General features: G+C 46.2%; 15 protein-coding genes. All 15 read right to left on the reverse strand.

Going from position 1 to position 11,614, the window contains the following annotated elements; all coding sequences use genetic code 11:
- Positions 1-186: 186 nt before the first annotated feature.
- Positions 187-1,305 (reverse strand): M23 family metallopeptidase, encoded by a 1,119-nt coding sequence (locus P0Y67_RS21070; RefSeq protein WP_342393439.1) that lies wholly within the window; start codon positions 1,303-1,305, stop codon positions 187-189.
- 258 nt (positions 1,306-1,563) lie between these two features.
- Positions 1,564-1,935: a zf-TFIIB domain-containing protein gene (locus P0Y67_RS21075; protein WP_342393440.1), complete on the reverse strand. Its 372-nt coding sequence runs from the start codon at positions 1,933-1,935 to the stop codon at positions 1,564-1,566.
- A 195-nt stretch (positions 1,936-2,130) separates the two neighbouring features.
- On the reverse strand, positions 2,131-2,604 hold the full coding sequence (locus P0Y67_RS21080; RefSeq protein ID WP_342393441.1) for a heme-degrading domain-containing protein: 474 nt from the start codon (positions 2,602-2,604) through the stop codon (positions 2,131-2,133).
- Complete coding sequence (locus P0Y67_RS21085) at positions 2,601-3,641, reverse strand: oxidoreductase (protein ID WP_342393442.1); 1,041 nt, start codon at positions 3,639-3,641, stop codon at positions 2,601-2,603. The genes P0Y67_RS21080 and P0Y67_RS21085 overlap by 4 nt, the downstream gene beginning before the upstream one ends.
- 1 nt (position 3,642) lies before the next feature.
- Positions 3,643-4,410 (reverse strand): DeoR/GlpR family DNA-binding transcription regulator, encoded by a 768-nt coding sequence (locus P0Y67_RS21090; protein ID WP_342393443.1) that lies wholly within the window; start codon positions 4,408-4,410, stop codon positions 3,643-3,645.
- 195 nt (positions 4,411-4,605) lie between these two features.
- A complete protein-coding gene (gene leuE, locus P0Y67_RS21095; protein ID WP_342393444.1) occupies positions 4,606-5,244 on the reverse strand; it encodes a leucine efflux protein LeuE in 639 nt (212 codons plus the stop codon).
- A gap of 122 nt (positions 5,245-5,366) precedes the next feature.
- On the reverse strand, positions 5,367-5,987 hold the full coding sequence (locus P0Y67_RS21100; RefSeq protein WP_342393445.1) for a LysE family translocator: 621 nt from the start codon (positions 5,985-5,987) through the stop codon (positions 5,367-5,369).
- A gap of 104 nt (positions 5,988-6,091) precedes the next feature.
- Positions 6,092-6,943 carry an AraC family transcriptional regulator gene (locus P0Y67_RS21105; RefSeq protein ID WP_342393446.1) on the reverse strand — a complete coding sequence of 284 codons (852 nt, stop codon included), beginning with the start codon at positions 6,941-6,943 and terminating at the stop codon, positions 6,092-6,094.
- Positions 6,944-7,010: 67 nt separating this feature from the next.
- Positions 7,011-7,358 carry a GFA family protein gene (locus P0Y67_RS21110; protein WP_337111934.1) on the reverse strand — a complete coding sequence of 116 codons (348 nt, stop codon included), beginning with the start codon at positions 7,356-7,358 and terminating at the stop codon, positions 7,011-7,013.
- A gap of 486 nt (positions 7,359-7,844) precedes the next feature.
- Complete coding sequence (locus tag P0Y67_RS21115; protein WP_342393447.1) at positions 7,845-8,021, reverse strand: hypothetical protein; 177 nt, start codon at positions 8,019-8,021, stop codon at positions 7,845-7,847.
- A gap of 3 nt (positions 8,022-8,024) precedes the next feature.
- Positions 8,025-9,233, reverse strand: a complete 1,209-nt coding sequence (locus P0Y67_RS21120) for a hypothetical protein (RefSeq protein ID WP_342393448.1) — start codon at positions 9,231-9,233, stop codon at positions 8,025-8,027.
- A gap of 24 nt (positions 9,234-9,257) precedes the next feature.
- Positions 9,258-9,572 carry a hypothetical protein gene (locus tag P0Y67_RS21125; protein WP_342393449.1) on the reverse strand — a complete coding sequence of 105 codons (315 nt, stop codon included), beginning with the start codon at positions 9,570-9,572 and terminating at the stop codon, positions 9,258-9,260.
- A 63-nt stretch (positions 9,573-9,635) separates the two neighbouring features.
- Positions 9,636-9,893, reverse strand: coding sequence for a hypothetical protein (locus tag P0Y67_RS21130; RefSeq protein WP_342393450.1), 258 nt, complete (start codon positions 9,891-9,893; stop codon positions 9,636-9,638).
- Positions 9,894-9,959: 66 nt separating this feature from the next.
- Positions 9,960-11,144, reverse strand: a complete 1,185-nt coding sequence (locus P0Y67_RS21135; RefSeq protein WP_342393451.1) for a hypothetical protein — start codon at positions 11,142-11,144, stop codon at positions 9,960-9,962.
- 45 nt (positions 11,145-11,189) lie between these two features.
- Positions 11,190-11,429 (reverse strand): hypothetical protein, encoded by a 240-nt coding sequence (locus tag P0Y67_RS21140; RefSeq protein ID WP_342393452.1) that lies wholly within the window; start codon positions 11,427-11,429, stop codon positions 11,190-11,192.
- Positions 11,430-11,614 lie beyond the last annotated feature (185 nt).

Consider the following 11,614-nt stretch of genomic DNA (forward strand, 5'->3'; position numbering starts at 1 on the left):
ACAAGCTCAGTCAGTTCCTCCCCCTTTTCAAGGGGGAGGCTAGGAGGGGGTTATCGAGCACAAGTGCCAAATCGGTGCACGCCGTACGAACCCCACCCTAGCCCTCTACTTGCCAAGGGGAGGGAATCTTTCGTGCTCAGTGTGTGGTGCAATGATCCCCTCAACATACAAGCTCTGCTTCAATCATCACATGACCGGATTATCTATCCGGCGCCAGAAACAGACTTTTTGATTGCTGCGCTGATCCACCAGCCAGGTATAGCTGCAGTTATCATCGTAACTGTAGCGCCCGGTCTGAACCTGGTATGGCCCAAAACTGGTGCCTTGCATCGACTGGAAACGCCCCTGATACAGCAGTGAAAAATGCAGATGTGGCCCGGTTGACGAACCGCCTTCACACAAAGCGGTCGAGCGATTGTTGGCGTAAGTACCCAGCTTGGTATTTTTGGTGACCCATTGACCGTTGGACACCTGAACGCCATCCATGTGGTAGTAATTGGTTGCCCAGCCATTCTGATTGGTTACCCGCACCTGACAGCGTGATAACACAGTGGCATAACCGTCATGAGCAGCGGTGACGCTGTACGTCGCTCCGCCCCAGGCCGGCCAGTCGTACGAGACATCAATCGAAGAAAGCGGAAAACCAGAACCACTGTGGGCATGCGGCCCGTTAGGCACCCAGCTGTACCCCTGAAACCAGGGCATCTGCATAAAGCCGGAAGGAGGAGCAAGCGTGCTGGCGGCACGCGATTGCGCACGGCTCTGGCGCGTTGGCGCCGACTCACCAAACCAGGCCACATAGTGTTGCGACCATTCAGCGGCGCGCTGCGGATCATTCAGTGTGCTGAGAATCGCCAGTGTAGAGGCATTGGTCGGTAACACTGTGTCAGCTTCATAACGATAAAAGTATTGCGATAAATGGTTAGCGACGCGTTTGATCGCCTCTTTAAACTTAATATCTTGTGCTTGATTAAAATCCGCATCCGGATGCCAGTCTTCCGTCAACAGGACAGTGACCAGTATGACTCTGGGATCGACACCCGTCGCGCCACTCCAGTGCATCAGGGTTTCTTGCAAAGATGCCCAGTTCGGGGCAGTGCTGTCAAAAAATGCCTGTTCATCAAACGGGTTCTGATAGGGTCTGAATACAAAGTCTGCGTCAGACACCAGAGGCTGAACCTCCGTACCCTGATCAATGATGTGTTGAGAGACCGGTGAACTGGGCACAGCAGGATACAGGTCATGAGCCAGCGCGACAGAACTGACAATGAAAGGAAAAGCCACTAAGGCTATTGATTTTTTCATCACTAATATCTCCAATTGCTTATATGCAATGTGGAGTTTGGCAGGCGGCGTTGGCTTCAGAAAAATAATCTGTTGATTTGCGAGTTAGCAGAAGATTGAATGTAAGTATTTGTAATTGACAGATAATGCAGTTTGATTCTTCGTGATATCTAACCGTAAGTGTGGCCGCTTTTCTGGCTGGACAACCGCGAATGGAGCAGCGCTTACAAGCGCATTACCATTCGCAGAGCCCTTCTAATATAGCAGCCTCAATGGCACTTACAGACGCTCTTCAACCAGGAAGCGCTTGAAGAAATCCGACAAATCGATTTTCGCCAGATCCTTGAACTCACCGGCATCGTAAAAACGGCCTTTACAGGTCGGGCAGCTTTCAAACCAGATATGGGGCTGTTTCGGGTCAACCAGTCTTAGCATTTTATTGCTTGGGCAGACAGGGCATTCTATCTGGTCGATACCGTTAAATGTCTTACCGATCCCGGCATCCCCGATATCGACAGCATCGGCCAGCGGCTTCATTTTTTCGATTTCATAAGCGTCCAGCCATAAACCTTTGCAAGCTGTACAGCGCTCAATATCACCCAGCGGGGTATTAATATGCTCAAACTTCGAATGACACTTAGGACATTGCATTCGAGACTCCTTTTATTATTGTCTTTAAATTCAGTTGCATACTACATTCATGCCGCAAATGAATAATAGACAAATTGTTTTATATCCTTCTGTTTTGTGATTCTCATGGAAATGTCATCGATTTCTGCCGCCATCGAGATGATGCTTGTCCGGCAGCTGCCGAAAAAAAGCCGCTCAGGGCGAGCGGCTTTGGTTTCAGTTTCCCTGCCGGGACTGGAGAATATGCTGCAAGGCATCCGTCACCAGTTGATGATCCTCTTCCTGAGGCAACCCCGATACCGTCACCGCGCCCACTAACCCGCAGCCTTTAATACGCAGTGGAAAAGAGCCGCCATGCGCGCAGTAATCCCGCGCATCTATATGGTGCTGGCTTTCAAACTCACGCTGTTTGCGGGCGTTATGCTGTCCAAGGTAATAAGAGCTTTTACCAAACCTCAGCACGCTGTTGCGTTTGCGGCGAATCCAGTCCTGATGATCCGGGTTCGTTTCTGGCATCGCATAGCTGAACAGGGTCTGGCCAAACGCGTACACTTCGATCGCAACAGAGGCCTGCTTCGCTTCTGCATTGGCTTTTAGCAACGAGCCCAGCGCCCAGGCGGTCTCATGATTAAACTGCTCAAGCTGCAAGTCCGCTTCCTGCTGCGCCAAAATGTCCAGTGTCAGCTTCATGCGTCCACCTTCATGGTTTGCCCCAACCGGCTGCTTTCCATTGCCAGCTGAATCAGCCTGATATTCAGCAACGCTTCCTCAGCCGACACCGGGTTCGGAGAGCCTAAACGAATCGCGTCTGCAACACCGGCAAAATAATGCTGATAACCGCCAAGCTCTGTGGCAATCACCTGCGAGCCTTCTTCCTGATGCAACTGGCCATAGTTGGCTGCGTCCTCTGTTGCCCATTCTGGCTGCTCGGGTTTTACGCCGGCTTTGAGGTAATCTTCCTGTGGATCCAGGCCATATTTCTCGTATTTACCCAGTGAACCCAGCACTTTAAAGCGTAAATTCGGCTCAGGACTGTACAGGTTGGAATGCAGCTGGACCAGATGATCAGGGTACTGAAGGATCAGATTGTAGTAGTCGATGGTTTTCGCACCCGGCCGCATGGCCATACACTGCGCAGTCAGTGCCTGAGGCTTGCCGAACAGTGCCAGCGCCTGATCCAGCAGATGCGGCGCCAGGTCAAACAAAATACCGCCGCCGTCTTCAGACATTTCGCGCCAGCGCTGACGCACCACGGGACGAAAACGGTCAAAGTGTGATTCAAAGTACTTCACCTCGCCCAGCCTGCCCTCTTCCACCAGCTTTTTCACTGTCAGGAAGTCGCCATCCCAGCGGCGGTTGTGGAAAACACTCAGTACCAGCCCCTTTTCTTCGGCTAACGCAATCAGTGCTTCGCCGTCTTCCACTTTGGTGACAAAAGGCTTTTCTACTATGACGTGTTTGCCGTTTTCCAGCGCCAGTTTCGCCAGACGAAAGTGAACGTCGTTGGGCGCCGTGATGATCACCAGTTCAGCATCACTCTCGATCAGCAGGGCATCGGCATCACTGAAACAGGTCACGGCAGGATAATCGGCGGCAACCGCCGCTGTCTGACTGCTGCTGATCGCGGTCAGCGCCAGCTCATCCATCGCCGCAATGAAAGGCAGGTGAAAGGTTTTTGCAGAAAAACCGTAGCCAATGACGGCTGTTTTTACCGGAGAATATCGCATATCAAAGCGGTCCTTGTGTGGTGGAAGCCACGATCACTTGAATGTCGTGGCTGTCAAAGCGTTCGGCGTAAGCGTTTGTAAGTGGTTGGTCTGTGATGAGTACATCAATGCCATCCAGGCCACAGACATGATGAAAATTATTCTGGCCCAGCTTGTGCTGTTCACACACCACAACCACCTGCTGCGCCTGAGCCATCATGGCTTTTTTCAGCGAGGCTTCCTGTTCATTATTAGTCGACAAGCCATGTTCGGATAATGCACAGACGCCGATAAAGGCTTTATTTACCCGATAGTCAGCCAGCTGCTTTTCAGCCTGATGGCCTAACACCGCGCGGTGGAAAGCATCAAATTTACCGCCCAGTAAATGCACGGCAACATGAGGGTTTTCCGCCAGTTGCTGCAGGATATCGACAGAGTTAGTAATGACAGTAGCAGGCCGGTGAATGTATCGCGCCATTAATGTCAGTGTGGTGCTGGTATCCAGCAACAGATGATCATCGGTATCAATCAGTTGTGCCGCACACTGGGCCAGCCCTTGCTTGGCTTCACTGATCACTTTGCCGGAATAGGGCTCAAGACGGGCCGATACCGAGGCTCTGACCGCGCCGCCGCGAATACGCTGGATTCCCGGCTGCTGAGTAAGCTTCACCAGATCACGGCGGGCAGAATCGCGCGAGACGGTAAATTGCTCGCAGATGTCATTGAGGGTCACCTTACCTTGCTGTTCTATCAGCGAAGTCAGATGAATCAGGCGTTCTTCCTGAGTCATACACTCAAAACCACTTAAGTAATTTTAAGTCATTCTGACAGAGACGAATGAAAATGCCAATCAAATACTGTATTGAGTCATGAGTCACTGCTCATTTTATCAGCATGGTACTGGTGAGCCTGTAATAACCCAGAGCAGAGCAGGAAAAAAGGTTCAGGAAAGCTCTTCCTGAACCTTGTTGGTGACTAATGAAACTTACGCATTCGACATGGCCAGCCGGGCGGCAAAGCCGATAAACAGCGTACCCATTAAGGCATTGCCTATCTTCTGCATGCCTTTGCTGGCGCGCACCAACTGGGTGATGTAGGCGCCCGCAATAATCAGAACACTGAGAAAGATCAGGCTGATGATTTCAAGTACCGCCGCCAGAATAAGAAATGGCACCCCAGGGCTGGCGTAACTCATATCAATAAACTGCACAAAGAAAGACACATAAAACAAAATGGCCTTGGGATTGGTCAGGCTGAGTATCAGTGCTTTGCGAAACACCTTCTCGCCCTGTAAAGCCGGAGAAATCTCTGCCGATTCGCCGGACTGAAAAGCGCTGTATACAATCTTTCCGCCCAGAAAAAGCAGATAAATCGCACCAAGATAGCGTACCAGGGTAAACAAAATCGGTGTTGTCTGAATCAGGGTCGCAACACCGGCATAGGCGCAGAAAATTAACACAGCATCGCCGATAAACACGCCCGTTGCCGCCAGGTAGCCTTGCCTGATCCCCTGCCCCATGCCGGTTTTCAGCACAAACAGAGAGTTAGGCCCGGGCAGCAGCACAATAAAGATGGCACCGACCACATAGGCCCAAAAATTCAACACCCCGTATTCCGCAAACATTGCCCCTCCCGACTGTACGACTTCAGACCATACTGATATACAGCAATATATACGTTTTATGATTGCATGCAATCAGAGCATGAAATCGCGCATATCTGAAGCAGCGCAGCCACTTTCATAGGCTATCCCCCGTGTTGCCAGATTGGATTATCAACCAGCAACCAGACAGCAACAACCATCAAGGATGCGAAGTAAATATAGCCCTGTACTTTCTGATTTTTGCTGTCACCAGCCAGTTTTGCTAACAAGCCGCCGGCCCAGATCCACACCAGATGCATGGAGATATTGAGAATGGCAAGCCACACCACTAACACCCACACCGATTGTTCGCCGTATTCCTGATAGGCTTTTTCTGAAAACAGAGAAAACATCAGTAAGACCAGCAGCCAGCCTTTGCTGTTGAGTAATTGAATGATCACGCCATCGTAAAACCCTAAGCGCTTTTGCTGCCCGTTGTGCTCGAGCAGGCTGGCTTTCAGAAAACCCACGGCCAGATAAATAATATAGAGGGCTCCCGCGCACTGTAATAACTGCAGCGCCAGCGGATACTCTTGAATGAGCGCGCCCAATCCCAGCCCAATCAGTAAGGACTTGATCAAAAACACTGTGTCTATCCCCAGCAGCAATGGCAGAGACCGCCGGACCCCGACACTGGCACCAGAGGCGGCAAACACGATATTCGCCGGCCCCGGACTGAACACTAATGGCAACATGACACCCAACCACAATAATAAGAAACTCATCTGTTTATCTCCGTTTCATTCAACACATCTGTTCCGTGTAACCTCAGGCTACGGGGATATGCTAAACACCGGAGAGATTGGCTTCTTGTATGAAATTGCAGTTGCTAAGCTTGTATCGCGTAATGCTTGGGAGGCACGCCAAAAGCGCGTTTAAAGTTGCGGGTGAAATGGCTTTGATCAAAAAAGCCGCAGTGGAGCGCCGTCTCAACACAACTGTGGCCCTCCAGTAACAGTGTTTTGGCTTTCTGCACCTTTGTCAGCAGCAAAAACTGGTGCGGCGTCAGCCCGTAGTGGGATTTAAAAGCCCGGATGAGTTTGAATTTCGTCAGGCCGCTCACGGTTTCCAGCGCCTCCAGGGTGACATTGTCCTGCCAGTTGTCGTGCAGGTAGTCCCGGATAACACCCGTATGCTTCTGTGTATGCCCAACCTTGTCGGCATCACGACCGGCATTGCCGTATTGCGTAAACAAGGATTCAAACGCCACCGTAAGCAAAGACTGTTTGGTCAGATCCAAACTGGCAGCTTCGAACGCCACATGCAGTTGAAGCAGCAAATCAAACAGGGCCGGATTGTCGATTACAGAGCGGTCGATGATAGGATCAACGCTTTTGTCGCTGTCAGCAAAATGCTGTTCGATCATCTCCGGAGCAAAGTAAAACATCCGGTATCGCCATCCTTGCTCACTGCCCGCAAAACCCGTGTGCACTTCCGAGGGATTAATCGCCACGATTTGACGCTGGGGAACCACGATGTTGCTGCCCCGGTAAAATAGCCCTTCTGCGCCTTCTTCTATCACACCAATGGCCAGTTCTTCATGCCAGTGACGGGAGAATTCAAACTGAGTAAACGAGGCGGACAGCAGTTCAATGCCGGAAAATCGCGCTGGCCGCCAAAGTGTAGAAAATTCCCTGTTTCCTGCGACCAACTTCGCCCCCTGTTTTGTCTGTTCAACCATGCAACTCCGCAACTACGCAACTACGCAACTACGCAACAGGTGACATCATCACACCAGCAAGATCAGATTACAACGACCGGCCATCAAAATGCTTCACCGCAATTGCATCCAGATCGATACCGTCAATACATCGGATATTGATGGCGACCATGGCGTTGCCCTGCGGGTCTGTCGCTTCCGCATAAGGGTGAATACCACACGTCGGGCAAAACCTGTGCTGAATCGCATGCTGGTTAAAGGTGTAAGTGCTTGCTGCGCTGTCTTGCGACAGCAACTTGAATTCACTGCGGGGCACAAACCACAATAACGAACCTTTTCGCTGACAGATAGAGCAGTTACAAGCCAGTGCTTCCTGAATCTCGCCTTCCACCTCAAAAGCAACATTGCCGCAGTGGCAGCTTCCCTGGTATTTCATCGTCTTTCTCCCGTCGGTTTCATTTCATGCCTGTGTGACCGCAACCGCTGTTTTCAATCGGTATGAGTATAGCTGGCTGAAATACGGGGATGACAGCAAATATCATCGACCTCAAGCCAGCATCTGCTTCTTTGAGAATCGCGACTATCTGTGTTTCGGTGAACCGTGACTTCTTCATGTTGCTCTCCTGCTGTTATGTGGCAGAAATCTCCAGTTTAGACTGTCTCAGCATAGGGGAAGTGGACAGTTAGGAGCCATCGACGATACAAGATTAAAGAGTCCTAATATCACTGGGCGATGTCCGAATATCAACGCCTTACGCACACTTGTGGGTTGGGGAAATTATGAGGGGATCCGCAAGCACCCGGCTTTACGACTATGGGGGATCCTACTATAGTTGATTCAATATTGTTTCCTATCTCATCGGAGATAATATTTAACTTACCATACTGATCGCTATAAGCTATTGGGTAACCTGACTTTACCTTACTTACTAATTGATTGATTGTTTGAGTTATAAGTAAACTCACCATACCAATTATCTCCTCCAAAAACGAGCGACTCATAAGGTAAATCAAATAATTTAGACCCTCTAGAAACGTCACCATCAATATTGTGGATACGCCCCATCAAATATATTCTAGAAGTTGATAGCTCAGCCATAATTTATTCCTTGTTGATAATTTTAGTTCGTGTTTCCTGGTAAACTTTTTTATTAGGCAATGGTGGAAAGAAATCACTAAAACTCATACTTTCATAATTTTGTAATAAATCTGCAGGAAGATAATATGAAAGATATCCGATAAAATCCTTTGACTTGGATAAGTTATAAGAATAATAAATTCCAGATATTGGTGTACTCTCGTCATGAATGGTACTTCTGAATATAACATTAGAATTCTCAGGCATATACCAATTCCCAGCTTGTATAATCAAAGATTCTCTGGCTTTCCCTATTTTTTCGTGTGGTTTTTCTAGTGTGTAATAATACTGCCCATCTTTAGAGTGAGCACATGTGAAATATTTACTATCCGCACTGAAATTTTGACCATAGTCACAGTTTTTCGGTAAAGAGTTCACTTCTCCAATATATTTCATATCAGGTAATTTAAATTTAAACTCTCTTCCATAATAATCAGCCAGTTTATACGAGTCACGCTTTACTTGTCGAATATAATGTACGCCATTATCTATAGGAAGACCTCCTGATAGATCGCCTTCAAAGCTTAACTCATCAAGAAAGTTATCCTGGGTCGGATGTAAGTGTTTTTGTTGTTTTTTATTTACATCATAATAATATGGATCCTGCCAACTCCTCCCACCAACATAATATACTCCATTGGAATCTTTGTCCCAATGAAAGTTATAACATCGCCCATATCCTAAATCTTCAACCTGCCTATTCTTTAAATCGTATATAGCACATTTGTAATTAAATCCTTCAGGCTGAATAGCGGTGATAATATATCTCCCATTTGGTGATCGATTTGGTCGTGATAACCCTTTCCTCTCTGGAATACCACCGATTTCTTTTTGTGTAAAAAGAATCCGAACATCTGTACCATTCATATTCATGATATAAAGACCACCCTTATCACCTTTCGATTTCATCGATAAAAAAAACATAATCTGAGGCATGTTAAATTTTCTATCCCAAATTTCAATCTTAGGCTCTTCCGGTATTTCTATATATATCGGCCAAGCAACACGAGATATTTTATCCTCTGATTTATCTGCGTATTCTACAATATATTTTAAATTTCCCATATACTCTTCATCATATGGATTTGTGACATAGAAATATCCATATGCTGCAGAGCCACCTATTACAGATAACCCTAGCGCTGCAATTACTGATTTTTTTAATTTATTCATCTCATCATTCCTATATATCTATACCTAATGCTTCTTTTTCCACATCGACATTAGGTCTTCTAGTCTTTGTTCTTTCTTCAGGTTTTCTTCCGTATCTACAGTTTCCTTTTCTGGAGCGGGTGTAAATGGTTCAAATTGATCTGGCTCCATCATCTGTTGATACGTTTTATTCAAAAACACATATTCGCCACTGTTCGGATCACACGGACTCGCGATATACAGAGAAAATTCACCATCTGATGGCATCCCTTCAAATACTCCGTGAATAAAGTGTCCACTAGCGTCCGCTGTTGGTTCTAAGAGTACAGACTGTTGCCACTCACTATTCGTGTCATTCAAGATTGCATAGATCTCTTATACAAAGCCTATATTTTCATCCTCTAGGCCTTGCTCAAGCGTCACTTAGAATCCTTTATTATGTCCTTCCACATACGCCACAGGTGTATTTGAAGATGCATACTGATTCAATACTGCGCACTGTTGAGTCAGCCTGGCCATATCGTCTTCAGAGACCTGATGGAGTTTGGCAGACTGAATATCAGCGGTATGTTCCTGGGGTTCAAACGCCTGGCGATTTGAATGCACAAACAATTCATCCAGTGGTGTTGTAGCAGCATCCAGTTTAGACGGTTTCAGCATAGGGGGAATGGACACTATCATACAGACGACCCATTAAATAAAAGCCAGACTGTATCTTTTTTTCTATAGTCATTTACATAACCTTTATTAGTATAGTTGTTTAATCCAAGAATCTTCATATTTTTCTCTTGAAGGCAATTCAGGAAAATACTCTGAAACTTTCAGATCTCCAAATAATTCCTGTGCGCTGATCGGGAGATACAAATCATCATAAACTGTAAATTGATATTCATCGCCAAAATCATAGTAATAGTTTATTTTAGTCAATGGTGTGTCTTTAGGCTTTTTGATTATTCTATATAATTCACCATTTTGCATCCCCCACTCACCTAGCTTAATTACTCGAAAACCTAAGCTTTTTCCAACTATCTTCTTAGGATCGTTTGATGCATAGACATTGTACTCAAGGTTATTATTATCATAACTACAAGTAAAAAGGCTAGAATTCACGCCAAATGTTCCACCAAACTTACATTCATCAGAAAGATAATTGCCTCGCTCAGGATTTTTGAATCCTGGCATATCATAAATTATCTGTTCGCCACTCCCTTGAATGGTATTTACATAATCATTATCATTGTAAATATTTGAAATGGCTTTTGTTTCATCTTTTACCAAGAAAAACTTACTGTTAGCATCTTCAAAATCATACCCATAAATATCTTTTATATATTTCATTTCTTGTGATGCAAGTGTTAGAAATGCTTTTCCATCACCGTTGTTTATAATTGCAATTTTCCCATCATCCATCCATGATTCGATATAACATCGACCTGATGCAAAATTTTGCCCTTTTCTTTTTTCTATATCATAGAGGGTACAACCATATCCTTTCTCATTTGATGTTGAAATAATATACCTTCCATCAGGAGAGCGATTAGGACCTGTAAAGTAGCCCAGAGGTAGAATGCTCGCACCAAAATCCTCACGTGTTGCAACGAGTTTGACGTCTTTCCCGTCTATGCCCATTGAGTAAAGATCAAAATCTGGAGCTCCATACTTTCTGGCCTTGAATAACACTCTTGGAATCTCATACTCTTCATCCCATACCTCATATTCAATATCATCCGGTATAGTTACGTTTATTTTCCATGCAATAATGTCAGCTCTTGTTTTCCAACGATGGATCTCAATGCCTCTAACAATTAAATCCAACTGCTCCTGATAATCCTTGTTATAAGCTATTTTCTCTTTAATCATTTTCCAAGCTGGGAAGGCGATTACACCAACACAAAGCGCCCCAACACTATAAGCCAGTAATTTTTTTTTCATGGTTTAATCCTAAAAATTTGTTGTGTTCAACCAAAGGTTTCTGAATTATTCAATTTTCTTTGCTTCTTCGAAGGACTCGTCAACCATCTCAGCATGCTCAATTTCTTCACATTCGTCGTGATCGTTTACCAGTTCTTCAAACGGCATTTGCGTAAAGATGAATTCAGCACCATGCGGTTCTTGGGGATTTGAAATCAAAGAGAGTGAAACTTCCTTCTTTCGGCAATCCCAGCGATGGCAAAACAAAATAGGCTTTGGGGGTTCATTCTCGGGGATTTTAAGCATTGTTAGCGTTCTGTGACCAGTTTTCACATCAGCTATCGGGTTGCGGAATCAGCACACGATGATTCTTTTCAATTCCCGGTTCCGTACACAGGCACAATGGTTCGGTCATCAAGATCCAATCAGGAAACCCTATCAGATTGAATACCCTAATCAACTGCTTTAATCGCCGCACTCGCCTGAACATA

The organism is Photobacterium sp. SP02, from assembly GCF_038519165.1.
GTDB lineage: Bacteria > Pseudomonadota > Gammaproteobacteria > Enterobacterales > Vibrionaceae > Photobacterium > Photobacterium halotolerans.